We start from the raw sequence: 23,503 nt of genomic DNA, 5'->3' as shown, positions 1-23,503 counted from the left end.
TAAGGAGACAGTCGTTCTGGACACCAACTGTGTTGCAGCACTGGACAGTTGAGCGTCAGCGTCCACACTCTCGGGAGAGGTCACCGGCCCGGCGGTCCATACCGCCCGTTCTCGCTTCGGAAGGCGGCGCCCGTGAAATTCAGCTATGCGATGCTCCCCGACTATCCGCTCCAGGAGTCACTGGCCTCGATCAGGCTTGCCGATGAACTCGGCTTTCACGCCTGTTATGCCGCCGATGAGACCTGGCACAAGGACCTGTGGCTGCTCTTCGCCGCGGCCGCCGGCCAGACCAGCCGCATCCGTCTTGGCCCGAGCGTGTCGCCCGTAACGCTCCGGGAGCCCACTCTGATCGCCCAGGCTCTGGCGACACTTGACGAGTTGTCCGGTGGGCGGGCGGAAGGTGTGCTGTCGAGCGGGAACTTCGGGCTGCTGGCTCAGTACGGCATCGAGTGGGCCCGCGCACGGCCGTTGTCCCGGGTCAGGGAAGCGCTGCATGTGGTGCGTACGCTGCTGGACGAGGGAGCCATCTCGTACGACGGCGAGTTCTTCACCTACGACGGGCTGTTCACCTTCGCCCGCCCTGTCCAGGAGCGTGTGCCGCTCAAGCTCGGGGCGATGCGCGGGCCCAAGTCCTTCGAGGCAGCGGGTGAGTTGTCCGACGGCTGCCACCACGCGCTGAGCTACACACGTGAGGCGTACGAATACGCGGTACGGCATATCCGGGCCGGAGCCGAGCGGGCGGGGAAGGACTGGCGGTCACTGGACATAGGTGCCTGGGTCGTTTTCGCCACCGGACCCGACTCCGCGGCAGCCAAGGACGCGGCCCGCAGCATGGTGGGTATCTATGCCTCTTCGATGCCCGAGGAGCAGTTGCGCCGCAACGGGGTCGATCCGGGCGAGCTGAAACCGGTCATCGACGCCATTGCCGCAGGTGACCTTGCCCGTGGCATCGAGTTGACCACGCCCGGGATCGCCGAGCGTCTTTCCATCGCGGGGACTCCCGAGGAGTGTCTGGAGAAGATCCAGCGGGAGATCGCCCCCAGCGGCGTCAATCACATGATCTGCGCCATCACCGACCGCAGCCTCGTCAAGGCCTTCACGGGCCGCGACCTCGCGGGCGCAGCCGATGTGGACACCCAGCTCCGCCTGATCCACGACAAGATCATGCCTGCCTTCGCCTGATCCGTGCAGCCCGTGCCCTGCCTGCCTCCCCGTCTTCGACATCGGGCGGCGGACCGGACGTCGACAACGCCCGGTCATTCCCGGTGACGGAGGCCGGGGGAAGGCGGGGCGGTTGCCGGGAAGTTCGGCGTCCAGACGTTCACGTATCCGGCAGGGATCCGACAGGGACCGGGCAGGCATCTGGCTGCGAACCGGTCAGACATGCCGTGGCTGGTCCATACAGCTGGCGCCGCGCGGGCGCATCTGCCGTCGACCCATTGACCGGGAGAGCTGCTTTCCACCGTCGTGAACGCGATGTCCGGATGCCGCCAGCGTCCACGTTTGTGGGTGGCAATGATGGAACACGTAGCGGGCTGACCTGTGACAACAGGAAGCGGTGGCTGGGACTTCCATGCCGAGTGGCATGCAGAAGCCACCGTTGCCAAGGAGCGCTTGTGGACAGGTTCCCGCGTAATCCAACCTCTCGGACGCAAGGAGCGCATGATGTCGATCGAAGAGAACAAGGCCGTCGTCGGACGTTGGTTCACCGAGTTCTGGGGCCCGGACTTCAATCCGGCTGTGATTGACGAACTCGCCGCACCGGACATCCGGTTCGAGTACTCCCTGCACGCCCCCTGCCGGGGACGCGACGCCGTGCGCGCCTTCGCGGAGAAGTTCCGGGCGGCGTTCCCCGATCTCGCTTTCTCCGGCACTGCCGATCTGATCGCGGAGGGCGACTACGTCGTCGGCCAGTGGATCGGCGGAGGCACCCAGACCGGCGAGGCGTTCGACGACATGCCCGTCGGCTCCCTGCCTGCCAACACCGGCAAGACCATGCGCTTCACCGGTACCACCGTCCTCAAGGTGGAGAACGGCCGGATCACCGAGGAGATCGGCCTCGACGACGGCGTTACCGTCCTCAAGCAGCTCGGCCTCGTCGTCCCCGCCTGACCCTTGCCGCGCGGCTGCCCGGCACACCGCCGAACCAGGCCGGGCAGCCCCCTCGGGCTGCGCGACACGACCGTCGTCGACGGCGCATGTGGTGACCTGCAAACGGCCTCGGTCGCGGCCTCGCTCCTGAGCGCGGCGTCGCTGCCGGGGCCGGGCCACTGGTCGTCCCGGCTGGGGCCTCAGTGGTCCCGACTGCGCAGCCGGCCCGGTCGGGCCGCCATCGTCATGGCGGTCCGGCCGGCCCGCCGTGATCCCCATGACGATCTTCGAAAGACCTTCCATGAACCAGTCCGTACCCGTTTCCAGCTCCCTGTTTTCCCCCGCCGCACCGGCACCGGCTGGTGCCGCCCCGCGCATCCCCGCCGCACGGGATCTGCCGGCGCTCAGCGAACTCAACTGGGCTGACCTGTATGCCCAGTTGAACGAGGAGGGCGTGGCGCTGACCCCGCCGCTGCTGTCCCGCGCCCAGTGCGAGGAGATCATCGACACGTTCGACCAGCCAGGCCTGTTCCGCTCCACCGTTGTCATGCAGCGCTACCAGTTCGGGCGTGGCACCTACAAGTACTACGCCGACCCGGCTTCCGTTGCGCTGATCCAGACTCTGCGGGAGCGGTTGTATCCGCCGATGGCGTGGATGGCCAACCAGTGGGCGCCGCAGCTCAATGAGCGTACCTTCCCCGCCACGCTGGCGGAACTGCTGGCCGAGTGCGCGGACAACGGTCAGCACCGCTCCACCCCGTTGATCCTCAAGTACGGTGCGGGTGACTACGCGTGTCTGCACCAGGACGTCTACGGCGACATCGTGTTCCCGTTGCAGATCGCCATCATGCTCAACCAGCCCGGCGAGGACTTCACGGGCGGCGAGAACATCTTCGTCGAGCAGCGGCCCCGGTCCCAGTCCCGCGCGATCGTCGTCAAGCCCCGGCTCGGCCAGGGAATGATCTTCCCTGTGCGGCATCGTCCGGTCCGTGGCGGGAACGGGTTCCGCCGCCATCCCATGCGTCACGGTACGGGCGCCGTTGAGAGCGGACACCGCAACACTCTTGGTGTCATCTTCCACAATGCCCGCTGAGCCGAATCGCTGCTGTTCGCCCGTCAAGCTTGCCGAACGTGTCCGGGCGGCTGGTTGCCGACCCGTACGTGGTCACCGAGCGCCCCGGCAGCGCCCCGGCGCCTGTGTCGCTGGTCGAGCGGCGGCCCGGACTGCGCGCCCCGGGGCCGCCGACCCGTACGAGCTGGCCATCCGCGCGGTCCTGGGCCGCCAGGTTTCCGGGGCCGCACGGCGGAAACTCGGCAACGCCCTGGTGACCGGTTTACGGCCGGCCACTTCCGGCTTCGAGCGGCCAGCTGCATGCGGATGCGGGCCCTCAGGGATCCCGATGTCCTGGTGAACGGGGACGTAGCCGTCCAGGCCGACAGGTGCCGCGCGGGCGCCGAGCCGGTCGACGCCGAGGGCCGACGGCCCGGTGCACTTACGCCGTGCGCCATTTCTGGAACGCGGGCGACTGAGCACTCCGGGATGTCGGCCGGACTGCGGCCGGGCCGTCGTCCCCGGCTTCGCGGGCCGGGCGGCGTGCTCAGCCGGGCACGGCCACGCGTGCTTAGTTACGGCACGGCTGCCGACCGGCGCTGCGCCCCCCCAGCAGCGTGATGTCCGAATGCCGCCAGCACGCCTGCCCGGCGGACGGCAAAGTCGACAGTGGAAAGCATTGCGACGACAAGGAGGCGACGATGACCGCCTGCACGACGATCACCAGCCCGCTGGGCGAGCTGCTCTTCGTAGGCGAGGAGACCGAGGAGGGGATCACCCTCACCTCGCTGTCCATGCCCGGTCAGAAGAACGCTCCGTCCGTCCGGCCGGACTGGCGGCAGGACGCAGAGCCGTTCGCGGATGTCGCCCGCCAGCTCACGGCATACTTCGCGGGCGAACTCACCGAGTTCACCATCGAGTTCACCCCGGCCGGTACCGACTTCCAGCGGCGGGTCTGGAACGCGATCGAGGAGATCCCCTACGGCGCCACCACCACGTACGGCGCCCTGGCCGAACAGCTCGGGCTGCCGCGCGAGCGGATCCAGGCCCTGGGCGCGGCGGTCGGCGCGAACCCGCTGCTGCTGGTACGCCCCTGCCACCGCGTGATCGGCGCGGACGGCACGATGCGCGGCTACGCCGGGGGCGTCGAACGCAAGGTCCAGCTCCTCACCCGCGAAGGCGCCCTGCAACCGACCCTGATGTAACGCCGGGCCCGGTGCGGCCGGTTCAGAGCAGAGCCGAGCCGCGTCCGAATCCCGCCAGGCAAGACGAGTGATACAGCCGCAGAGTGGATGGCGAAGACATCAGCTTGGACTTCCAGCAGCAGGTGTGGACGGTCCTGGAGGCGGTTCCGTACGGCACCACCCTCACCTCCGGCGACATCACCGACAAGATCGGCGCTCCGAAGGCCGCCGTACGGGCCGTGGGCGCGGCGGTCGGCGCGAGCCTGCCGCTGGTCGTACGCCCCTGCCACCGCGTGATCGGCTCCGGCGGCCGGCTGACCGGCTGCGCCGACGGCCTGGAGCGCAAGCAGCAGCTCCTGGACCTGGAAGAAGACGTCCACCAGGCCGCCTGACAAACCGTCACCCCGGTCCCGCATCGCGTTCTCCCGCGGCAGCGGTGCCGAGGTGCCCCCACCACCGAACCAAGGGATCATCCTCATGACCGAGACCGAGACCGAGACCGAGACCACCCGGCTCGCGGGCCCGGTCGCCGACCGGGTCGCCCGCAGTGACTGGGCAGCCCTGGCCGACGAACTCGACGAGTACGGCAGTGCCCTGACCGGGCGGCTCCTCACCCCCGCCGAATGCCGCGAGACCGCCGCTCTCTACGACCAGCCCGACCGTTTCCGTACCACCGTGGACATGGCCCGCCACCGCTTCGGCTCCGGCCAGTACCGCTACTTCACCCACGACCTGCCCGGCCTCGTACGGGAGCTGCGGGAGGCGTTCTACCCCCGCCTGCTGCCCGTTGCCCGGGAGTGGGCGGCCAGGCTCGGCAAGCCCGCACCCTGGCCGGACAGTCTGGAGCAGTGGCTTCACCTGTGCCACGAGGCGGGGCAGGACAAGTCCGCTCAGATCCTGCTGCGCTACGGTCCCGGCGACTGGAACGCCCTGCACCGGGACGTGTTCGGCGACATGCTCTTCCCGCTCCAGGTCGTCATCGGCCTCGACGCGCCTGGTGTGGACTTCACGGGCGGGGAGTTCCTGATGACCGAGCAGCGGCCCCGCGCGCAGTCCCGTGGCTCGGCCACGACCCTCCCGCAGGGCCACGGCCTCATCTTCACCACCCGCGACCGGCCGGTGGCGACCAGGCGCGGCTGGTCGAACGGTCCGATGCGGCACGGCGTGAGCACCGTCCGCTCCGGCCGCCGCCACACCCTCGGCCTTGTCTTCCACGACGCCGCATGACCCCCGCCGTCCCCGCCGCCAACGCCCCCGAGCGCACCCGCACACTGCTGGGACCGGACGGACAGCCCTACCGGAGCCTCGTGCCGGGCACGCTCGGCGGACACCGCCGCGGGCGCTTGTACGGGCGGCTGGACTGCCCCTCCGCGCTGCGGGCCATCGCCCGCGGCCACTACGTCAAGCACCGGGTGTTCTTCCCCGACGAGCCCACCGCCGTCGCAGCCGGTTATCGGCCCTGCGCCGTGTGCCTTCCCGCCACGTACGCCCGCTGGAAGGCCACCCGGGAGAGCCTCGCCACCCGGCGGAGCCCCGGGTGAGGATGCGGGGGTCCTTCTGCCGGTCGATCAGCGGGGCGATCTCGCGGACGACCCTCAGCAGGTCCGGCGCGGTCGGGCTGTCCCGGTGCTTCCAGTCGAGCGCCGGGCGCCAGTGCTTGTCGACAGCCGCGGGTCCGCCGCGAACTTAGGCGCGCCGGTGACCGCGCCGAAGGCGGCGGGGTCGGCCCTCAGCATCCGCAGGGCCCGGACCGCCCGGCGGTCGGGGCCGGGTCCCCGGGGCAGGACCACGCGAAGAGCGGTCGGCTTACGGCCGACGGTCAGCAGGCCGACCCAGGCCGCGGGTTGTGGGCGTCGGCCGGGTCAGGGGTTGGCGGTGACCTCGAAGCCCGCGCCGTAGACGTCGGCGGGGTCGGCGGCGTCGCGGGCGCGCAGGTCGGCGAGGATGTTGGCCGAGCTGGTGTAGACGTAGGGCGGGAAGCCGAGGATGAGTGCCTTGGTGATGCCGGCCCAGGGACCCTCCGCCTGGAAGCCGTTGGCCTCGGACGGGTAGGGGGTGCCCGGTACGTGCCAGATCGTCGGGCCGCCGGAGTCTCCGGCCCTGTGAGGGGCGTGGGACTGGTAGATGCCGTTCGAGTTGTTCGTGATGCGGCCGTACCAGACGCCCAACTGGCCGGAGACCACAAGCTCGTTGTTGTCGAAGAGACCGGCACCCAGCAGACGCTCGTCGGCGCGCGCGGGGCTGATGGCGTTCGGGCTGGGCTGCCCGCCTGGGACCTCCACCTGCCCGGTCTGTTTCAGGGTCGGCCCCTGCGAGGAGAGCGTGACCTCCGGGACCAGCTCAATGATCATGTAGTCCTTGGTCGGGTGTCCTGTCATCGAGCCTTCGGGGCTCTTGAAGTACCGTACGTACCCGATCGGGCCGAACGCGAAGTCCTGCCGGTCGTAGACGGGGTAGCTGTTCTCGTGGATCTCGCGATCGGCGTTCGGACCGCCCCCGCAGTGGCCCGCCGAGACGGCGATCGCCCGCCCGTAATCGTCCGTGCCCACCGCGCCGATCGTGCAGAAGCTGTCGGGAGCGGACGGATCGGCTATCTGCATGGCGTTGTGGACACGCTTGACCTGCTTGACCGCCGTGGCCTCGTCCTGGGCCCGGGCGATACCGGTGCCGGTGCCCAGGGTCGCGATGGCCGCGAGGCCGGCCACGGACGCGGAGAGGACGCGCAGGCGTCCGAGTCGGAACATGCGCAATTCCTGTCTGTCTGGGTGTGAGAAGCCCTCGGTTGAGGGGCCCGGTCGGTCGCCCCGGGCATCAGGGGAATACTCGTACGACGGAGGTGACTTCGGTGCCGCTTCGGACGGCACTGACGCAATCCCGCCCGTACAGTGGCACGGAACTCCGGCCGCCGCCGGGCTGCGGTGGTGGGTTGGCTGCCGCCCGGCATGCCGCAGATCTCGGCTTCCTCGTCCTGTCTCGGCTCCCTCGTCCTGCCAGGCCGGTAATCGCGGCTCCTGGCGTTTCGGGGAGAAGGCCGTGGAAGAGGCGGAGTGGGCGACGGCCACGGCTCGGCGTACCTGCGACAGTTACGGCTACGCTACCCAGTCGGCAGGAAGCGGGCTCTGAGGTTTGCGGGGGCCAGCCGGTCGACGAACTCCGGTGTCACCGACGCGGCGTTCGGTGATTCGATGGTGAAGCGGTGTGCCAGCCGGGAGGTGGTCAGCGTCAGCTGCCGCATCGTCAGCGCCGAGCCCAGGCACACCCGTGGTCCGGCACCGAACGGGAGGTAGGCCGGTCCGGGAGCCGATCGTCCGTCCAGCCACCGGGTGGGGTCGAACTCGTCCGGTCGCGGCCACCACCGGGGGTCCCGGTGGATCAGATAGGGATTGAGCAGTACGTCGTCACCGGGGCTCAGCGACCAGCCGCCCAGGGTGGTCGCCGTACTGGCGGTACGGGTCATCAGCCACGCGGGCGGATACAGCCGGAGCGTCTCCCGGACCACGGCCTCTGCCAGCGGGGTGCCGCCGTCCGCCGGACCGTCCGCCTCGTCGCGGAGGTCGTCCACGAGCCGGGGGCGGCGGGCGAGTTCCCACACGACGGAGGTGAGGGCGGCGGCGGGGACGCCGTGGCCGCCCATGAGGACGCTGTGCAGCGTCGACACCACGGTGTCGACGGACGGGGCCGGTTCGGCGGCGAGGAGGAAGCCGAGCAGGTCGTTCCGGGGCGCGTCGGACTGCGCCGCGCGCCGCTCCCGTACCAGGCCGGTCAGCGTTTCGGTCAGGCGCCGGTAGGTATGGAAGAAGCGGCGGTGGCGGGGGAGCGGCAGCCACGCCGGGAACTCACGGGACGACTCCGCGAAGGGCTGGGTGGCGCGTACGGTCTCGTGGAGCAGATCGGGGATGCCGGCGGAGTCCGCGCCGAAGCAGTACTCGGCGATCGTCCGGGCGGTGAGCGTCCGCATCGTGGTGAGTACGTCGACATCACGGCCGGCCCCGTCGGCGATGACCGCGTCGAGGATCGCGACGGTCAGGTCGTCGGTCGTGGCTGCCGCCGTCCGGTTGAGCCCCGGCCACGCGGCCCGGCGTTCGGACATCCAGGACGTGGCGTGTGCGGTGGCCTGGTCGAGATCCCGTCGCATGTCGAAGGGCGCCAGCTCGGTCACAAAAGCGTCGCCGGTGCGGGCGAGCGCGTCGTGGGTGAGTTCCGGGTCGATCACGAACAGCGTGTGCTCGTCGTAGGAGAAGACGTCACCGTACTCTCGGTGGCAGCGGCGCAGGAAGCCGATCCGGTCCGCCTCGTACTCGCGGGTGTTGCCCCTCAGCCAGTGCCCGCGCGGGCCGGGCGGCCATCTGAGCTTCTCGCGGTGCGCCATGTGCCCTCCCCGGTGAATCGCAGGACCCCTCGTGAGGGATCCTGCGATCGGCGTTCTCCACTGAGCGGGTCGGGCTACCGAGCGTGGTAGGGCCAGTAGATGTAGCGTCCGCTGACCCGCTTGCGGCCCACCAGGTGAGCCACCAGGCGTCGTGTCCGTTTCATGAACACCTCACTGCCATCAGGGCGAATAGTTTTTCGATCGTGCCACGGTCTCTTGCACCGGGCAATATCGCGTCCTGAGCCTTCGCCGGATGCTGTGACATCAGGTGATGTCGAGTCAGGTGAGGTGTACGGCAGGGCGGTTGGGGTTGGTGGATATGTATGGCCGGGAGGTTCGCGGATACGCTTCATGGACGCGGCTCCGACGGCTTGAGCAAGCGTGGGGGAGCGCGGCCAGGAGCCCGATGGCTTCGGTGACGTAGCGGCAGGCGGTGATGATGCCGATGCCGCCGCCGCTGCCGAAACCGGGCCGCGTGTTGCGCGTAGGGGTGGCCGTTGTGCCACGGGCCACTGCCCCGAGCCGTGCTTAGCGTGCCGCGCCCGCGTCGTACACCACGAGGGCGATCTGCACGCGGTTGTTGAGGTCCAGCTTGGCCAGGATGCGCGAGACATGCGTCTTGACGGTCGGTACTGACATGTAGAGCTCTGCCGCAATTTCCGCGTTGGTCTTGCCCTGCCCCACCGTGACCGCCACTTCCCGCTCCCGGTCGCCGAGCAGCGCCAGTTGCGCCCGAGCCCGCTCGGCCCGGGTTTCGCGCCCGCTCGTTCCCTCCGCTACCTGTGCGATCAGTTGCTGTGTCACCGCAGGTGAGAGCACCGGCTCACCCGCCACCACCTTCCGTACCGCCGCTACGATCTCCTGGGGCGGGGTGTCCTTCAACAGGAAGCCGGCGGCGCCCGCGCGCAAGGCTCGCAGCACGTGCTCGTCCGTGTTGAACGTGGTCAGCACCAGCACCTCGGGGGGACGGGGTATCTCCGGTACGGGGCTTCTCGGGGAGCTTGGGGAGGGGCGGGCGCGCAACGCCTCGGTGGCGGCGAGGCCGTCCATGCCAGGCATCCGGATGTCCATGAGCACGATGTCGGGGGAGTGCTCGGCCACCAGCGCCGCCACTTCGGCCCCGTCCGTGGCCTCGGCGACCACCTTCACATCCGGCGCGCCTCCGAGCATCAGCCGCAACCCGGAACGCACCAGCGGGTCGTCGTCGACCAGGAGTACTCGGATCATGACGGTCACGTTAGCGGCCCACCGTCTTGGTGCCGCCCCAGGGCAGCCAGGCGCGCAGTACGAACGAGCCGCCCCGAGGGCCGTGCTCCAGCCGCCCACCGGCCAGTTGGGCACGTTCGCCGAGCCCGATCAGGCCCTGCCTTGCACCCGGGATCGTTGTTCCCGGGCTGCCCGGGAGCGGGTTCGTCACGGCCACTGTCAGTCCTTCTCCGGGCCGGCCCGAAACGGCGACCGTGATCTCGGCGTCGGGGGCGTGCTTGCGGGCGTTCGTCAGGCCCTCCTGCACGATGCGGTACGCGGTTCGGCCGGTGGCGGCGGGGAGCATGTCCGTATCCCTGGCCTCCTGTTGGTACGTGACGCCCATCCCGGCCTCGCGGGACTCCGCCACCAGCCGCCCCACGTCCGCCAGCGTCGGCTGCGGCCACCCTTCGGCCCCGTCCGGGCCCGCCGTCGGCGCCCGCAGGACACCGATCACCTCGCGCAGGTCCTGCAACGCCTGGTGCGCGCTGTCGCGGATCACCTCGGCCGCGTGCCGGATGTCCGCCGCGGAGGCGCTCGGGTTGAACTCCAGCGCTCCCGCGTGCACGCTCAGCAACGACAGCCGGTGGGCGAGGACGTCGTGCATCTCCCGGGCGATCTCCTCCCGCGCCTGCCGCCGGGCCTCGTCGGCTGCCCGGGCCGCGCGTTCCTCCAGCGACGCGACCAGCGCCCGCCGTGAGCGTACGTACAGCCCCCACCCGATGGTGCCCGCCACCAGCGCGAAATAGGTGAAGGCCGAACTGGCCGCCTCGGACGCCGTATCCGGCCCCCGCGCCAGAAACACGAGGAACTGCACCAGTGCGACCGCCACCACCCAGGCGGTGACCCGCCGTCGCCGATGCACCGCAACTGTGAACAGCGCCACCAGCGTTGCCCCGGTCAGATGGTGGAAATACGTCCCGGCCAGCATCAGCACCACGGCAAGCTGCACCGGACACCGCCGCCGCAGGAACACCAATGCGCAGGCCAGCCCGCCGGCCACCTGGTCGGCGATCCGCTCGCCGCCGGACATGCTCTCGTCCAGGTGCACCGAGTCCGCCGTGACCACGGAGAAGACCACGGCGAAGAGGAAGAAGGCGATGTCGACGGACCAGTCGCGGCGATTGCGCATAGCGCCGAATCTACGTCTGCGGCGCAGCCGGCAGGCTCCTGCGTGCCACAGGGTCGATACTTTCGGACTACAAGCCCGCCACCCCCGTATACCAATGACCGATACTGGCCCTGAACAGGGGTTTCTACTGTTCAGGTCATGAAGGGCATTCTCGGTTTCATCAGCTTCACGTTCATCATCGGCGGCCTGCAGGGCATCGTCCACGAGGCCTTCGGCACATGGATCCCGCTCATGGGCTTCATGAGGCACCTGTACGTCGACGGCTACGAGATCTACATCAGCATCGCGCTCATCGTCCTGGGCATCGCAGTGGGCACCGCCGTGCAGAGGGCCCCGAAGGAGTAAATGCCGCGAAGGACCTGTCGTATGCGGCCTCCGCAAGTACCGGTTGGCCCGGGGCGAATCCGACGACAATCCAACGACACTGTTGACAGGGGAAGCCGCAGAACCGGGGGGATAAACGATGGGGACCATGTTCCAGCGACGAGCCACGGTGGCCACGCCGACACTCGACCGGTACGACATCGCCCATCTCGCGGGTGGGGCAAGGCGCGTGGCGGAGACCGCGCTTGTAGGACTGCGCGGGCGGGGCGTCATCACGGTCCTCGGGCAGCGGGTGCGCGCGGCGGAGAGCCCGGACGGGCCGGCCGGGGGAGGGGCGGAGCATCCCGTGGAACAGGCCCTCGTCGCGCTCTGCCCCGTAAGCAGGAGCGTGGCCTCCGTACTCGCCGACGTGGCACGCGGCGCCGAGACGGCAGAGATCGAACGCCGGCTCGTCGCATACGGTCTGCGCACGCGCTACCGCCGCCGCCTCACCCACGCGGGCCGGCGGAGCCTGGAGGCTGCCGTACGGGAAGGGGTCCTTCCCGCGTACGTCTTCGAGGGCCCCGCGGCCGTCCCGGATCGGCGGCTGAGCCGCGTGATCAGGGAAGCCGAACTCCCCTCCGGGCTGGGCAAGTCCATGCTCCGGCTGGGCAAAGCGCTCGACTCCGACCACGATTCCCACCACGACTCCGACACACACAGCGGCCCCGGTCATTCCTGTGGCGGTGGCGGTGGCGGTGGCGGTGGCGGTGGCGGTGGCGGTGGGGACTGAACCCGTACGGATCCATCCAGCTCAAAGACGAGGACATCGTCTGGTCTCCACCGGACGACACCCAGGACGAGACCACGCCCGGCATGCGGATGCGCCGGCCCATACCTGGAGCAGGCTTCGAGTGAGATCGGCCAACTCCCCTGTCCACCAGGCCGGTTCGCTGCTACCGGACTGAAAAGCTGGCTCGTCGGCGAGTCCAATATTGTCCTGTCGCCCTCCGCGCGCGTTTGGCACGATTTCTCCCGACCACTTGACATGTACGGGGGAGTGTTGGTGGATCGCCTGTTTGACACAGCGGACTTACCGAGGAGACGACGGCGCTGGCACTGGTCGCGACGGAGTTCAGATTCCCCGCCGGGGCAGAGAACTTCACAGCACAGTTGCGGGCCACGTCGCTTGGACCGGTGCAGCTCTCGGCGATGAGCTACAACTCACTGGTTTCGCGGCGTACGCCGTCTCTCATCAGGAAGTCCGACCCGGAGCTGTTGCAGGTCGCCCTGATCGTCTCCGGGCAGCAGAGCATCGAGCAGTGTCGGCGCACCGCCGAACTCGCCCGCGGCAGCCTGGTGCTCTACAGCAGTTCGCACCCCTTCGAGGCCGCCGTGACGCACGGATCGGCCGTCTCCTCGTCGCTCCTGCTGCAGTTCCCGCGGGCATTGCTCCCGGTCTCCGACCGCCAGGCCGGCCGTCTCCTCGCGCGGCCGCTGCCGGGACATGCCGGTGTCGGGCGGTTGCTTGCCCGGTTCCTCATGGCGCTCGACGAGGACGGCGGCGGCTGCACCCACGCGGACCGGGTCCGACTGTCCGGAACCGCGCTCGATCTGGTCGGCGCGGTCGTGGCACACCACGCCGACGCCGAGCGGGACCTCCCGCCCGACGACCGTCGGCGCGTGCTGTTCCTGCGTGTCTGCGCCTTCGTCCAGGAGCGGCTGGGCGAAGCCGACCTCGAGCCGTCCAACATCGCCTCGGCCCATCACGTCTCCCTGCGTACCCTGCACCGGCTCTTCCGGCAGCACGGCACGAGCGTCGCGGCGTTCGTACGGCAGCAGCGGCTGGAGCGGTGCCGCCGCGACATCCTCGACCCGGCCCTGCGCCGGTCGACCATCGCGTCCATCGCTGCGCGGTGGGGTTTCCCGAACGCCGCGGACTTCACCTGCGCCTTCCGTACCGCCTACGACGTGTCGCCGAGCGAGTACCGCGGTCTTTCCGAGGTCGCTCCGTCTCCGTCCGAAGCCCTGGACGGACGGCGCGGCACGGGTGCCTGACGGGACGTGACAAGCGGGCTGGACCACGGGTACGGCGGGTGCGACTCACCCGCCGTACCCGGTGTCAACCGTGGTGGCTGAGCCTCAGCAGGACTCAAGGTAGGCGTCGAGGGCGTAAGGCTGGGACGCCCAGTCGGTCTGGTACAGGAGGTAGTCGCACATCTTGCCCCAGGTCTGGGAGCCGACGATGCCGTCGGCGGAGATCCTCCGGTTGTTCTGGAAGCAGACCGTCGCGTTGTAGGTCTTGGTGCCGAAGTCGTTGTCCACGGTGAGGGTGGGCCGACAGGTCAGCGCGTCCCTCATGAAAGCGTTCAGTGCCCGCTGCCACCGGCCCACCGCCGCTCCGCTGTCGCCGATGCTGAGCACTGGATTGGCCGCCGCGACCAGGGGCCCGGCGGACGGCTGCGACGCTGCGGACGCCGACTGGGACACGGAGGCGGGGGCGCCGGCCTGCGCCGCCGGAGCAGCGGCGAAGGCGACGGCGGCCTGGAACTGCCGTCCCGCCTGGTCGTTTGCCCTCAGCGCCGTCGTGTTCGTGTTGCGTGCCACACGCGGGAGACGGCTCCTTTCGGTCCCGACCCACCGGACGCCAGCCGCCCACGTCGGCATGGACCGCGGTCAGAAGTTCACCGACGAGACGACCAGGTGGGAGGCGGTCGGCTGCACCCGGGACTGAGAGACCGCGAGTCGCACCCGCATCCGCGCCTGTACCTGTGTGAGGACTGCCCAGGCCGAGCCGTCGCGGCCCAGCAGCAGGCCGAAGCCGACGAACGCGAGCGACAGGAACAGGGGAGCGCCTCCGGTCCTCGGAGCCCGGTGGTGGGTCCCGTGGTCGATGAACGTACGGGGCTGTCGGCGGGTGAGGCCGGTGACGATGTCCGTGTCCGGCAACAGGGGAACGACGGGCCCTCGACGCTCGCGGGCAGACCCTCGCTGAGGGCGCTGAGGCCTGCGCACACTCGGGTTGACGTCATTGTCACCCGCCGGGGGGTTCGGCGGGATCGTCTGATGTGGGGGTATCCATGTACACACGTACGCGTTCCACCCTGGCCGTCGCCACCGTAGTCACCGGCGCCCTGGCCCTGTCCGCTCTCGCCGTGCCGGCCGCCCAGGCCAATATCGTTTACGGCGACACCCGGATCTCCAGCGTGGTGGTCAACGGGGGCAAGCCCATCGTGCTCGGTGTCTCCGGCAGAACGCCTGTGACGGTCAAGATGACCGTCTCCGACCCGAAGGGCATCAGCGACGCCGGCGGAATTCTCTACCACGGCACGAATATCAGCCGTAACGACTGGGGTGTGATCCTTCCCATCTGCGGCAAGCACGCCGTCCCGGTCTATACGTGCACCCTGAACGACACCTTCGACGCCATCAAGAACGCGCACGCCGGAACCTGGAAGATGTGGGCCTACGCCAACGGCATGGACGGCCACTACATCCAGAAGGACCCCGCCCTCACCTTCAAGGTGCTGCGCGCCACCAAGCTGACGGTCAACGCCGCGCCGGAGCCGGTGAAGAAGGGCAAGCCCATCACCGTCACCGGCTCACTGGCCGTGGCCAACTGGGAGACACACAAGGCCGTCGGCTATGGAAGCCAGAAGGTGGTGCTCCAGTTCCGCAAGGCCGGAACGACCAAGTACGTCAATGTCAAGACCATCACGTCCAGCAGCAAGGGCGCGCTGAAGACCACGGTCGGCGCCTCCGCCGACGGATACTGGCGTCTTGCCTACGCCGGTACGACGTCCACCGCCGCGGCCACGGCCGCCGCCGACTACGTCGACGTCCGGTAGCCCGAAGAAGCACGCCGCAGGAACGGAGCGGTACCACCGGATCTCGCGGTGGTACCGCTTCCCGCACTGCCGCGATGCCCTTCCCGGGGCCTTCCGTAACGCCGCGCACCGCCCGCCCGTAACGCCGCGCGGCAGGTCGGTACGCGAACCGCCCCGGCGTCAAGGGCCCGTTCCCGAGGGGCGGCCGTGCAGTGGTCCGTTCTGACGACGAAGACGCGGGACGGCATGACCGGCGGGGCCGAGTGCATCGGGGGCTGAAGCACAACGACCACTCTCGACGGCGCCGTCGCTCGGCCCGGACCGAGCCGGACAGTTCGAGACGGGTGGACTGGACCTGCTCGCCGCGCCCACGGGGATGGTCCTCCTCGAACGGTGGGTGCGTGGCCGTCACGGGCACTCGTCCCGAGCCGTACCACCGTCGACCACGCCCTGGCAGATCACAAACGCTGGAAGCAACTGGCCCGCCGGGCCCGCAGGACCTATCGCCGCGACCGCCTGCCTGACACCTGCCGGGCCATCGCCGGCCTCGTCTCCGACCGCACCGCAGCCATCTGAACAACAGCCCGCCGGCAGGCCGGAACACCTCACCCGCTGTCACACACCAACTGGTTACTCGGCTGGTGTCCACGGTGGATCCGGGGTGATGTTGATGGCATCACAGTTCCAGCACTCCCGGTCATCCGGAAGTCTGTACAACTCCGTCCAGAACTTGGCCGGCTTCCCATGGACCACGCAGTCCTCAGGGCCTCGTTGAACAGCACGCGCCAGTATGGGGGAGCGGTGACGTCGATCAAGCAGTTCCGGGTCACCTTCGACTGCGCAGAACCGGAGCGTCACTCGCTTCTGGTGCGAGGTGTTGGGGGTATGCCGTACCGCCGCCGGGCGCATTCCCGAAGGTGGAGGCCATCGCCGAGGTGACCGGCCTGCTCGCGCCGGGGGCCACGCTGCGCTGATGGCCGGGGCCCGGGTGCCGTCCTCGGGCGTGCCGATCCGGGGCGTCGGCGGCCGAGCCCGGTCGGCACACCTGGCGGTTCAGCCCCGGAGGGAGGCGAGCCAGCCGGTCAGCAGGCGGTTGACCTCCTCGGGGCGTTCCTGCTGGAGCCAGTGGCCGGTGCCGTCCAGGATGTGGGAGGCGGCCAGGCCGGGGAGGGTGGCGGGGTAGGCGTCGATCGCGTCGGCCATCCAGGTCGTGGAGGCGTCCAGGGCGCCGCCGATGAACAGGGACGGCTGCTTGATCGGGGCGCCGCGGTAGGGGGCGAGGTCTTCCCAGTCGCGGTCCATGTTGCGGTAGCGGTTGAGGGCCCCGGTCATGCCGGTGCGCTCGAACTCCCCGGCGTACACGTCAAGGTCGTCCTCGCCGAGCCAGGAGGGCAGTTTGCCGCCGGGGAAGCGGTCGCGCAGCCTGCCGCCGTCACGGGTCACGAAGTGCGGGTCGGGCTCGCCCTGGGCGGGCATGGTGTCGGCGGACAGGGCCGCGTAGAAGCCCGCGAGCCACCCCCGGACGTCGGGCTCGATCTCCGCCTCGGCACGGCCGGGCTCCTGGAAGTACGAGACGTAGAACTCCTGCTCGGGGCCGCCGATCTGACCGAAGATGTCGGTGGGGCGGGGGCCGCCGGGCGGCGCGTAGGGGACGCTCAGCAGTCCGACGGCGCGGAAGACCTCGGGGTGGAGCAGGGCGGAGGCCGTCGCGATGTTCGAGCCCCAGTCGTGCCCGACGATCACTGCGGTCTCCTCGCCCGAGGCGTGCACCAGGGCAACGTTGTCCTCCACCAGGTCGAGCATCCGGTAGGCGTCCGTCGCGGCCGGCTTGGAGGAGCGGCCGTAGCCGCGCACGTCGAGCGCGACGGCCCGGTATCCCGCCGCCGCGAGGGCCGGGAGCTGGTGGCGCCAGGCGTACCAGGATTCGGGGAAGCCGTGGACGAGCAGGACCAGCGGCCCGGTGCCCTGCTCGACCAGGTGCAGGCGCCCGGCGGGTGCCTCGATGGTGCGGTGGCGAAGGCCGGCGGACGGCGCGGGCTGGTGCATGGCTTCTCCTCGGTTCACGGGCGGCCGCGGTTACCCACCGATCATGCGGCGCGGCGGCCGTCCGACGCGATCAGCCTTGCCATTCTGGCAAACTTGCAGGACGGAGCGGTGCAGGCGGCGCGGCCGGAGGGAGCGGGGCGACGATGACGGACGACGGCGTAACCGGCACGCTGGCGGCCATGGGCCCCCGGCTGCGGGCCGCGCGCGAGCAGCGCGGCGCCACGCTCACCGGTGTCAGCCGTGCGACCGGCATCTCGCTGAGCACGCTGTCGCGGGTCGAGACCGGACGGCGCAAACCGACCCTGGAGGTGCTCCTGCGGCTCGCGAAGGCGTACGACATCTCCCTGGACGAGCTGGCCGGAACCGCACCCGCCGCGGCGGCCGGCTCGCGTCCCTCCGCGCCGCAGCGTTCCGGCGGCGACAAGGCGGTGCTTCCGCTGACCCGGTACGTGGGAGGCCTGCACGCCCACAAGCACGTCCTGCCCGCCGTCGACGCGCCGCCTACGCGACCGCGGCAGGTCTCCCACGACGGGTACGAATGGCTGTGCGTTCTGTACGGGCGGCTGTGGCTCGCGCTCGGCGAGCAGGACCTCGTCCTGGCCGCCGGGGACGTCGCCGAGTTCGACACCCGCACCGCCCATGGAGTCGCGAACGCCGGGCCCGGCGGACCGGTCGAATACTTGATCATGTTCGGGCCGCAGGGGGAGCGCCTGCGACCGCGTACCCCTGCGGCTCCCGGCCGCGGGGCCCGGTAGCCCGCAGCGTCCGGGACCACTCCTCCCGCGACGGCGCCTGCGCTTCACGCCTCGGCGGTGTCCGCATCGCGCAGCGGGCGCGCCTGGTCCGCTCGCCGGGTGCGATGATCAGCCCCGTGTCTTCGCTGCCCGCCATGGAGTGAGAGGACGAGAAGGCGTGGATGTGTATGAAGCCGTGGACAGTCGCAGGGCCGTGCGGGCGTTCAGCGATGAGCCGGTGCCCAGAGAGGTACTCGAACGAGTGCTGGCTGCGGCGGCGCGGGCTCCGTCGAGTGGGAACCTCCAGCCGTGGCATGTGTATGTCGTGACCGGCGAGCCCTTGACCGAGCTGAAGAGGCGTGCGACAGCGAGGGCACTGGCCGGAGACCCGGGTGATGAGCGGGAGTATCCGATGTACCCGGCCGAACTGAACTCACCGTATCTGGACCGTTTTTCTGCCGCGGCCACCCAGCGGTACAGAGCGCTGGGAATCGAGCGCGACGACCTTGACAGGCCCGTGAAGATCGCCGCCTTGAACTCGGAGGCGTTCGGGGCGCCGGTCGTACTGTTCTGCTACGTCGACCGGACGATGGGGCCCGGGCAGTGGGGGGACGCGGGGATGTACTTGCAGACGGTCATGCTGTTGTTGAGGGCGGAAGGGTTGCACAGCTGCCCCCAGGTGATGTGGACGATGTATCGCAGGACTGTCAGCCGGATAGTCGGAGCCGATGACGGACTCGTACTGTTCTGCGGTGTCGCGGTGGGATTCGAGAAGGAGGGCGTGCCACGAGTGCGTACCGGGCGGGCGGACATGGCGGAAACAGTGCGCTTCATCGGAGTGTGACCCGCTGACCGGTGATCCTCACAGCAGACGGGCTATCAGTCGGTGTCGCTCCGCTCAGTGCGGGCCCGGGTCTGGGCGGGGCGGAAGGAGTCGGTGCCGGTCTCGACAATGTTCCCGCCCGAAGTTGAGTCCGTCGACGATGGTGAGTCGGTCGACGATGGCCGGGCAGATCCGCAGATCCGTGAAGGTTTTCGTCCAGCCTCCAAAACTCTCGTTGGAGGCGATGGCCACGCTGTTCTTTTCCTCCCGTTCGGTCAGGACCTGGAACAGTAACTCGGCGCCGCGTTTGTCGAGTTCCATGAACCCCAGCTCATCGATCGCCAGGAGATCGACGCGTCCGCAGCGGGCGATCGTTTTGGTCAGCTGCTTCTGGTCGGCGGCCTCGGCCGACTCGTTGACCAGCTTGGTGGCGAGGACGTACTTCACGGGATAGCCCGGGGATGAGGCTGCCTTGATCCGGCGCTCGGAGGTCGGCGGGCCCGGTCGTCGCACTCGGCCAGCAGCGGTTCGGCGAGGCACCCGCGGTAGGTCGTCCGGCCCTTGGCAGCCTCAGTCGCGATATCGGCGAACTGGTTCCGGATCGTGGGCAGTCGCAGGGCCTTGCAGGCTGCTTCGATGGCCGCGTCGGCGGCCTGTTCGGTCAGGTCACAGTGGTGTTCAACGGTCATGGTTCTTCTCCCCGGGGGGTGGGCCGGCCGCCAGCCGGCGTCCTCGCCAGTAACTGGTCGTGGACGGCCGCCAAGGGCAGTGCCCGGGTGTCCGGCGGCAGTTGTGCCGGCCTCCGCTCGGTCAGCGACGTGACCTTCGGCTGCCGGAACCGGTCCGGTCCCGAAGACTCGGACGGCACCCGGGCGAAGGTTTCGTCGGCCTCGGCCGCTTTGCGGGCCTCCAGCGCGGCCGCGTCTGCGGCCATCGCTCCCGCCCGCGGGGCCGTGGCGAGTCCGGCGACCAGATGCCCGTGACGCGTGTGCCGGCCCAGCAGCAGAACCTCGATCAGCGCTGTCGTGGCGTCCCGGTCGCCGTGGGCCCTGCACGCAGCGGCTCACCAGGCGTCGTGGACCGGGGTGAACTTCCCTGCGGAATGGACCTGTTCCAGCGCGGTCGCCCCGGGCAGGGCTCGACGCGGTTCTCGGTCGGGGCCGCTCTCGTGGATCTTGTTGGCTGAAGAACCGCCCCGCCGGCGAAGCGCAGATGGGAATATGTGAAGGTCGCCACCCCCTCGACGGAAGAGAGTCCTCGGCATGGCTGTCATCCATCACGTTGCTCTCAAGCCGGCCAAGCTGGAACTGCTCACCTCCTGGCTACCCTCCCGGCCGTGGTACTTCGGCGGCGCGGGCGAACCGGAATTGGCCAAGGCCGGCGGCTTCCGGCTGGACGACCCCCAGGGTGAGGTCGGGATCGAGTTCATGGTGGTCACCGATACCTCGGGCACTCGGCCGACCGCCTACCTGGTGCCGCTCACCTATCGTGGTGCCCCGCTCGACGGGGCGGAGCACGCCCTCGTCGGCACTATGGAGCACGGGGTGCTGGGGCGGCGCTGGGCTTACGACGGGTTCCACGACCCTGTGCTGGTCGCCCAGTTGCTGGCTCTGGTCGAGGGCCGGGTCCAGGCCCAGGACCAGAACACCAGCGATACCGCCGACCGGGAGGTCACCCGCTCCTGTATCGGTGACAGCCCCGCCGCCACGGACTTCACCGCCACTGCCGTCGACGGCCAAGAGGGCACTGAGCTGTCTGCACCGCATGGTCCGGCCCTCCGCCTGCACCGGATCCTGCGTCCCGCCCCGGACAACACGCCTGTCCTTCCAGCGGAGGCGACCGGCCACATCGCCGGTGCCTGGCAGATGCCGGATGGCACGCGGGCCCGGGGACTGTTCGTTGTCCTGCACAACGGCGGACAAGCTGCCTCTGTCGGGCCCAGTTGAGAATCCGGGAGTCGACCCGGCCGAGCCGATCACGCGGCCGGGTGCCGCTGCCCTGGGCGAGCCCAGTGCCTGCTTCCTGACCCCGGACCGCAGTTGGTGCTGGTCGAGTGGCCATTCGCTTTACGCACTCCGGAATATCGTCTTGGTCATCATTTGCCCCCTTGGGTGTTTCGCGAGGTGATCGATATACGGTCCGGCCGCTCTCAGCTACTACGCAGAGCTCTCTTGCTGCTTTCGCGCGCCCTCGCCGGTCGATCCGCAAGGTCAGGCAACACCGGGGCCTGTCCGCGTGGGTGACGGCGTGACCGGTCGTAGTCGGCGGCCGTATCCGGCGAGCAGCACGAAGTGTTGTCCTCGGCGATATCGGCAACAAGAAGCCCGTTTGAGTCACTGTCGGCGGCTTGGCACAGCCGCTCTGCCTCACCAGTCCTCCCGGACAGCCGCGCCCGCAACTCACAGCGCGGGCAACCAGCCACGGCGGGGTCGGAGGCGCCGGTGAAGACACGCGGGACGGCCTCGCCCGGCGATCGGCATGGGCGACGCTGTTCTTCCCTTTCGGGGGCCGCTCCGATTGGCCTACGCCAAGATGCCGCCTGCCAGGGCGGCCTCTTCTGCTTGGCGGGCGGGGAGTGCGAACCTGACCTTGGGCCGGGCTTGGGCTCCCGCGCGGTGGTAGAAGCGGATGGCGTCGGTGTTCCAGTCGGGCGTCTGCCACTGTATTTGTGTGGCGCCGCGGGCTGCTGCCGTGTCCTTCACGGCGCTGAGCAGGGCGTGCCCCCAGCCCTCTCCCCGGTGCGGTTCGGTGATGAACAGGCAGTCCAGGTGGACGTAGTCGGTTGCCCGCCAGGTGGAGAACTCCAGGGAACAGGTGGCGTAACCGATCAGGTCGCCTCCGCGGTCGACTACGAGGCACCATGCTCTCGGACGTGCCGAGAACAGCACGGGCTCCAGTCGGTTGGCGAGATCAGCAGGCACGGGTTCGGCGCGCTCGAAGGCAGCGTGAGCGGCGCACAGATGGGCTATCGCCGGCAGGTCGGCCGTGGTGGCCGGACGGATCACGCCGCCCGGCCGCGCGGTGTCTTTCAGCATGCGCAGGAGATGCCCGAGCGCGGGGCGGTCAGGTCATCGACAGGGCGCTGTTCGGCACCGGTGGCGGTGTCGTAGGCGAAGCCCTCGCGTGCCCAGTATTCGAAGCCGCCGAGCATTTCCTTGACCTGGTAGCCGAGGCGGGCAAAGGCCAGCGCCGCGCGGGTCGCGCCGTTGCAGCCGGGGCCCCAGCAGTAGGTGACGACGGTCTGGGCCCGGTCGATCAGCTGCGGTGCCAGGTCGGCGATCTGTGCGGTGGGGATGTGGAGGGCGCCGGGGATGTGGCCCTGGTCCCACGCGGCATTGCTGCGGGTGTCGACCACCACGACGCCGGGCGCGCCGGATGCCAGATCGGCGTGGACGTCGGAGACATCCGCCTCGAAGGCGAGACGGGCGGCGTAGTGTGCGGCGGCCTCGGCCGGGGCGGCTGCGGGCACGCTCAGGGCGGCGCTGGTGATCTCGGCGGAAGCGGTGGCAGACATGGGGGTACCTCTTGTTCTTGCTGGGCGGGACGGGGTCCGGTGGGCCGTGCCGGGATTCCCCGGCCGACGACTGCTCCATCGTCTGATCCCTGCGTCCGTCCTACGAGTGGCGTAAACGCCTCAGGTCGCCAAGATTCCGCCAGTCATCGGCGTACGGAGTGACCCTTATGAGTGCGTGGGGACGCGGGTGAACGTCTTCCGGTAGGCCGTCGGCGTCGTACGCATCTGGCGGGTGAAGTGGTGCCGGTACGTTGCGGTGCTGTCGAAGCCGACCGCGGCGGCTACCTCGTCCACGGTGCCCTCGCCGGACTCGAGCAGTGGCAGGCTGGCGGCCACCCGCTGGGCGATGACCCAGCGCATGGGGCTCACGCCGTTGCGGCGGGTGAAGTGCCTCAGGTACGAGCGTTCCGACATGCACGCAGCCCGGGCCAGGGCGGGCACGGACAGTTGGGTGTGCAGATGGCGCAGCGCCCAGTTCATGCTCTGCGTGATGCCGTCGCCCTCGGGGTCGATCTCTCCCACTGCCGCCTCGATGAACTGGGCCTGCCCGCCCTCGCGGTGCGGCGGAACGACGAAGCGGCGCGCCACCGCGTTGGCGACGGCCGCACCGTGATCGGCCCGGACCAGGTAGAGACACAGGTCGATACCGGCCGCGCTGCCCGCGCTGGTGAGGACATCGCCGTTGTCGACGTACAGCACGTCGGGGTTGACCTCGATCCCGGGATGCCGTTCGGCAAGCGCGCGGGCGTAGCGCCAGTGGGTGGTGGCGCGTCGGCCCTCCAGCAGCCCGGTCGCGGCCAGCGCGAACGCCCCTGAGCAGATCGACACCAGGCGCGCCCCTCGCGCATGGGCCCGCAGCAGCGCTTCCACCAGGGCGGGCGAGACCTCCACCCCGGCCTCGGCCACCCCTGGCACGATCACCGTGTCCGCCGCGGACAGCGCATCGAGCCCGTGCTCGGCACGCAGCGTGAACCCGCCCACCGCACGCAGATCCCGGCCGGGTTCCTCAGCGCATACCCGCAGCTCGTACCAGGGCAGGTCTCCCAGCTCGGGCCGGGACAGGCCGAAGACCTCCACCACCACGCCCAGCTCGAAGGGCGCCATCCCATCGAAGGCCAGTACAGCTACCACATGCATCTTCGTCATGGCTGGATCTTAACAATCACCAAGATCCCGCCATGACG

At 69.7% G+C, this 23,503-nt stretch carries 24 protein-coding genes and 2 pseudogenes; 14 read left to right on the top strand and 12 right to left on the bottom strand.

Annotation, left to right across the window (positions count from 1 at the left end):
* The first annotated feature begins 132 nt into the window (after positions 1–132).
* The 7 genes and pseudogenes from ACFU9P_RS00385 to ACFU9P_RS00355 all read left to right on the top strand — a co-directional run bounded on the left by ACFU9P_RS00385 (position 133) and on the right by ACFU9P_RS00355 (position 5,867).
* Complete coding sequence (locus ACFU9P_RS00385) at positions 133–1,182, top strand: LLM class flavin-dependent oxidoreductase (protein ID WP_384076586.1); 1,050 nt, start codon at positions 133–135, stop codon at positions 1,180–1,182.
* A 480-nt stretch (positions 1,183–1,662) separates the two neighbouring features.
* Positions 1,663–2,112 (top strand): ester cyclase, encoded by a 450-nt coding sequence (locus ACFU9P_RS00380; RefSeq protein WP_376381020.1) that lies wholly within the window; start codon positions 1,663–1,665, stop codon positions 2,110–2,112.
* A gap of 280 nt (positions 2,113–2,392) precedes the next feature.
* Complete coding sequence (locus ACFU9P_RS00375; RefSeq protein ID WP_384076583.1) at positions 2,393–3,184, top strand: 2OG-Fe(II) oxygenase; 792 nt, start codon at positions 2,393–2,395, stop codon at positions 3,182–3,184.
* 659 nt (positions 3,185–3,843) lie between these two features.
* Positions 3,844–4,347 (top strand): methylated-DNA--[protein]-cysteine S-methyltransferase, encoded by a 504-nt coding sequence (locus tag ACFU9P_RS00370; RefSeq protein ID WP_384076579.1) that lies wholly within the window; start codon positions 3,844–3,846, stop codon positions 4,345–4,347.
* A gap of 107 nt (positions 4,348–4,454) precedes the next feature.
* Positions 4,455–4,718 (top strand): annotated as a pseudogene (locus tag ACFU9P_RS00365) (methylated-DNA--[protein]-cysteine S-methyltransferase); the annotation flags it as partial.
* A gap of 85 nt (positions 4,719–4,803) precedes the next feature.
* Complete coding sequence (locus tag ACFU9P_RS00360) at positions 4,804–5,553, top strand: 2OG-Fe(II) oxygenase (RefSeq protein WP_384076576.1); 750 nt, start codon at positions 4,804–4,806, stop codon at positions 5,551–5,553.
* Positions 5,550–5,867 carry a metal-binding protein gene (locus tag ACFU9P_RS00355; protein WP_384076573.1) on the top strand — a complete coding sequence of 106 codons (318 nt, stop codon included), beginning with the start codon at positions 5,550–5,552 and terminating at the stop codon, positions 5,865–5,867. The genes ACFU9P_RS00360 and ACFU9P_RS00355 overlap by 4 nt, the downstream gene beginning before the upstream one ends.
* Positions 5,868–6,188: 321 nt before the next feature.
* On the opposite strand, the gene ACFU9P_RS00350 is transcribed toward ACFU9P_RS00355, so the two are convergent.
* The 4 genes from ACFU9P_RS00350 to ACFU9P_RS00335 form a co-directional block, all read right to left on the bottom strand.
* A complete protein-coding gene (locus tag ACFU9P_RS00350; RefSeq protein ID WP_384076570.1) occupies positions 6,189–7,070 on the bottom strand; it encodes a hypothetical protein in 882 nt (293 codons plus the stop codon).
* Positions 7,071–7,420: 350 nt separating this feature from the next.
* Positions 7,421–8,695: a cytochrome P450 gene (locus tag ACFU9P_RS00345; protein ID WP_384076567.1), complete on the bottom strand. Its 1,275-nt coding sequence runs from the start codon at positions 8,693–8,695 to the stop codon at positions 7,421–7,423.
* 528 nt (positions 8,696–9,223) lie between these two features.
* Positions 9,224–9,922: a response regulator gene (locus ACFU9P_RS00340; protein WP_384076565.1), complete on the bottom strand. Its 699-nt coding sequence runs from the start codon at positions 9,920–9,922 to the stop codon at positions 9,224–9,226.
* A gap of 10 nt (positions 9,923–9,932) precedes the next feature.
* Positions 9,933–11,072 (bottom strand): sensor histidine kinase, encoded by a 1,140-nt coding sequence (locus ACFU9P_RS00335; RefSeq protein ID WP_384076562.1) that lies wholly within the window; start codon positions 11,070–11,072, stop codon positions 9,933–9,935.
* A gap of 138 nt (positions 11,073–11,210) precedes the next feature.
* On the opposite strand from ACFU9P_RS00335, the gene ACFU9P_RS00330 reads away from it, so the two are divergent.
* The 3 genes from ACFU9P_RS00330 to ACFU9P_RS00320 all read left to right on the top strand — a co-directional run bounded on the left by ACFU9P_RS00330 (position 11,211) and on the right by ACFU9P_RS00320 (position 13,433).
* A complete protein-coding gene (locus ACFU9P_RS00330) occupies positions 11,211–11,417 on the top strand; it encodes a hypothetical protein (protein WP_384076559.1) in 207 nt (68 codons plus the stop codon).
* Positions 11,418–11,544: 127 nt separating this feature from the next.
* Positions 11,545–12,168, top strand: coding sequence for a TIGR04222 domain-containing membrane protein (locus ACFU9P_RS00325; protein WP_384076557.1), 624 nt, complete (start codon positions 11,545–11,547; stop codon positions 12,166–12,168).
* A 320-nt stretch (positions 12,169–12,488) separates the two neighbouring features.
* Complete coding sequence (locus ACFU9P_RS00320; RefSeq protein WP_384077882.1) at positions 12,489–13,433, top strand: helix-turn-helix domain-containing protein; 945 nt, start codon at positions 12,489–12,491, stop codon at positions 13,431–13,433.
* A gap of 84 nt (positions 13,434–13,517) precedes the next feature.
* Here the strand turns inward: ACFU9P_RS00320 and ACFU9P_RS00315 are convergent, their stop codons facing one another.
* Complete coding sequence (locus ACFU9P_RS00315) at positions 13,518–13,982, bottom strand: peptidoglycan-binding protein (protein WP_384076554.1); 465 nt, start codon at positions 13,980–13,982, stop codon at positions 13,518–13,520.
* 69 nt (positions 13,983–14,051) lie between these two features.
* On the bottom strand, positions 14,052–14,324 hold the full coding sequence (locus ACFU9P_RS00310) for a hypothetical protein (protein ID WP_384076551.1): 273 nt from the start codon (positions 14,322–14,324) through the stop codon (positions 14,052–14,054).
* Positions 14,325–14,455: 131 nt separating this feature from the next.
* Between ACFU9P_RS00310 and ACFU9P_RS00305 the strand changes: the two genes are divergently transcribed.
* The gene (locus ACFU9P_RS00305; protein WP_384076549.1) at positions 14,456–15,223 is read left to right on the top strand and encodes a calcium-binding protein; all 768 of its coding nucleotides are present in this window, start codon (positions 14,456–14,458) and stop codon (positions 15,221–15,223) included.
* A 1,032-nt stretch (positions 15,224–16,255) separates the two neighbouring features.
* On the opposite strand, the gene ACFU9P_RS00300 is transcribed toward ACFU9P_RS00305, so the two are convergent.
* Positions 16,256–17,248, bottom strand: a complete 993-nt coding sequence (locus ACFU9P_RS00300) for an alpha/beta fold hydrolase (protein WP_384076546.1) — start codon at positions 17,246–17,248, stop codon at positions 16,256–16,258.
* Between the two features lie 143 nt (positions 17,249–17,391).
* Between ACFU9P_RS00300 and ACFU9P_RS00295 the strand changes: the two genes are divergently transcribed.
* Positions 17,392–18,003 (top strand): helix-turn-helix domain-containing protein, encoded by a 612-nt coding sequence (locus ACFU9P_RS00295; protein ID WP_384076543.1) that lies wholly within the window; start codon positions 17,392–17,394, stop codon positions 18,001–18,003.
* 157 nt (positions 18,004–18,160) lie between these two features.
* Complete coding sequence (locus ACFU9P_RS00290; protein WP_376380971.1) at positions 18,161–18,826, top strand: nitroreductase; 666 nt, start codon at positions 18,161–18,163, stop codon at positions 18,824–18,826.
* Between the two features lie 35 nt (positions 18,827–18,861).
* Here the strand turns inward: ACFU9P_RS00290 and ACFU9P_RS00285 are convergent.
* Together ACFU9P_RS00285 and ACFU9P_RS00280 are read right to left on the bottom strand one after the other, a co-directional pair.
* A pseudogene (locus ACFU9P_RS00285) lies at positions 18,862–19,494 on the bottom strand (ATP-binding protein).
* A complete protein-coding gene (locus ACFU9P_RS00280; protein WP_384076540.1) occupies positions 19,491–19,739 on the bottom strand; it encodes a hypothetical protein in 249 nt (82 codons plus the stop codon). Before ACFU9P_RS00280 ends, ACFU9P_RS00285 begins: the two are co-directional and overlap by 4 nt.
* A gap of 328 nt (positions 19,740–20,067) precedes the next feature.
* Here ACFU9P_RS00280 and ACFU9P_RS00275 point away from each other — a divergent pair, with 328 nt between their 5' ends.
* On the top strand, positions 20,068–20,751 hold the full coding sequence (locus tag ACFU9P_RS00275) for a 1,4-alpha-glucan branching protein (RefSeq protein WP_384076537.1): 684 nt from the start codon (positions 20,068–20,070) through the stop codon (positions 20,749–20,751).
* A 576-nt stretch (positions 20,752–21,327) separates the two neighbouring features.
* Here the strand turns inward: ACFU9P_RS00275 and ACFU9P_RS00270 are convergent.
* The 3 genes from ACFU9P_RS00270 to ACFU9P_RS00260 all read right to left on the bottom strand — a co-directional run bounded on the left by ACFU9P_RS00270 (position 21,328) and on the right by ACFU9P_RS00260 (position 23,465).
* Positions 21,328–21,840, bottom strand: coding sequence for a GNAT family N-acetyltransferase (locus ACFU9P_RS00270; RefSeq protein ID WP_384076534.1), 513 nt, complete (start codon positions 21,838–21,840; stop codon positions 21,328–21,330).
* Positions 21,834–22,319 (bottom strand): rhodanese-like domain-containing protein, encoded by a 486-nt coding sequence (locus tag ACFU9P_RS00265; RefSeq protein ID WP_376380954.1) that lies wholly within the window; start codon positions 22,317–22,319, stop codon positions 21,834–21,836. Before ACFU9P_RS00265 ends, ACFU9P_RS00270 begins: the two co-directional genes overlap by 7 nt.
* A 165-nt stretch (positions 22,320–22,484) precedes the next feature.
* Entirely contained in the window at positions 22,485–23,465 is a 981-nt protein-coding gene (locus ACFU9P_RS00260; RefSeq protein WP_384076531.1) for a helix-turn-helix domain-containing protein, read from the bottom strand.
* Positions 23,466–23,503 lie beyond the last annotated feature (38 nt).

This window comes from Streptomyces sp. NPDC057617, from assembly GCF_042800555.1.
In the GTDB taxonomy this organism is placed as follows: domain Bacteria; phylum Actinomycetota; class Actinomycetes; order Streptomycetales; family Streptomycetaceae; genus Streptomyces.
This window is presented reverse-complemented; position numbering and strand designations above follow the sequence as displayed.

What these genes read in the sequence shown, in the direction of transcription:
- ACFU9P_RS00355 (WP_384076573.1), top strand. Translation starts at nt 5,550, where the DNA reads ATGACCCCCGCCGTCCCCGCCGCCAACGCCCCCGAGCGCACCCGCACA.
- ACFU9P_RS00345 (WP_384076567.1), bottom strand. Translation starts at nt 8,695, where the DNA reads ATGGCGCACCGCGAGAAGCTCAGATGGCCGCCCGGCCCGCGCGGGCAC.
- ACFU9P_RS00275 (WP_384076537.1), top strand. Translation starts at nt 20,068, where the DNA reads ATGGCTGTCATCCATCACGTTGCTCTCAAGCCGGCCAAGCTGGAACTG.
- ACFU9P_RS00260 (WP_384076531.1), bottom strand. Translation starts at nt 23,465, where the DNA reads ATGACGAAGATGCATGTGGTAGCTGTACTGGCCTTCGATGGGATGGCG.
- ACFU9P_RS00380 (WP_376381020.1), top strand. Translation starts at nt 1,663, where the DNA reads ATGATGTCGATCGAAGAGAACAAGGCCGTCGTCGGACGTTGGTTCACC.
- ACFU9P_RS00270 (WP_384076534.1), bottom strand. Translation starts at nt 21,840, where the DNA reads ATGCTGAAAGACACCGCGCGGCCGGGCGGCGTGATCCGTCCGGCCACC.
- ACFU9P_RS00265 (WP_376380954.1), bottom strand. Translation starts at nt 22,319, where the DNA reads ATGTCTGCCACCGCTTCCGCCGAGATCACCAGCGCCGCCCTGAGCGTG.
- ACFU9P_RS00300 (WP_384076546.1), bottom strand. Translation starts at nt 17,248, where the DNA reads ATGCACCAGCCCGCGCCGTCCGCCGGCCTTCGCCACCGCACCATCGAG.
- ACFU9P_RS00375 (WP_384076583.1), top strand. Translation starts at nt 2,393, where the DNA reads ATGAACCAGTCCGTACCCGTTTCCAGCTCCCTGTTTTCCCCCGCCGCA.
- ACFU9P_RS00370 (WP_384076579.1), top strand. Translation starts at nt 3,844, where the DNA reads ATGACCGCCTGCACGACGATCACCAGCCCGCTGGGCGAGCTGCTCTTC.
- ACFU9P_RS00360 (WP_384076576.1), top strand. Translation starts at nt 4,804, where the DNA reads ATGACCGAGACCGAGACCGAGACCGAGACCACCCGGCTCGCGGGCCCG.
- ACFU9P_RS00350 (WP_384076570.1), bottom strand. Translation starts at nt 7,070, where the DNA reads ATGTTCCGACTCGGACGCCTGCGCGTCCTCTCCGCGTCCGTGGCCGGC.
- ACFU9P_RS00330 (WP_384076559.1), top strand. Translation starts at nt 11,211, where the DNA reads ATGAAGGGCATTCTCGGTTTCATCAGCTTCACGTTCATCATCGGCGGC.
- ACFU9P_RS00280 (WP_384076540.1), bottom strand. Translation starts at nt 19,739, where the DNA reads ATGGCCGCAGACGCGGCCGCGCTGGAGGCCCGCAAAGCGGCCGAGGCC.
- ACFU9P_RS00340 (WP_384076565.1), bottom strand. Translation starts at nt 9,922, where the DNA reads ATGATCCGAGTACTCCTGGTCGACGACGACCCGCTGGTGCGTTCCGGG.
- ACFU9P_RS00305 (WP_384076549.1), top strand. Translation starts at nt 14,456, where the DNA reads ATGTACACACGTACGCGTTCCACCCTGGCCGTCGCCACCGTAGTCACC.
- ACFU9P_RS00325 (WP_384076557.1), top strand. Translation starts at nt 11,545, where the DNA reads ATGTTCCAGCGACGAGCCACGGTGGCCACGCCGACACTCGACCGGTAC.
- ACFU9P_RS00335 (WP_384076562.1), bottom strand. Translation starts at nt 11,072, where the DNA reads ATGCGCAATCGCCGCGACTGGTCCGTCGACATCGCCTTCTTCCTCTTC.
- ACFU9P_RS00295 (WP_384076543.1), top strand. Translation starts at nt 17,392, where the DNA reads ATGACGGACGACGGCGTAACCGGCACGCTGGCGGCCATGGGCCCCCGG.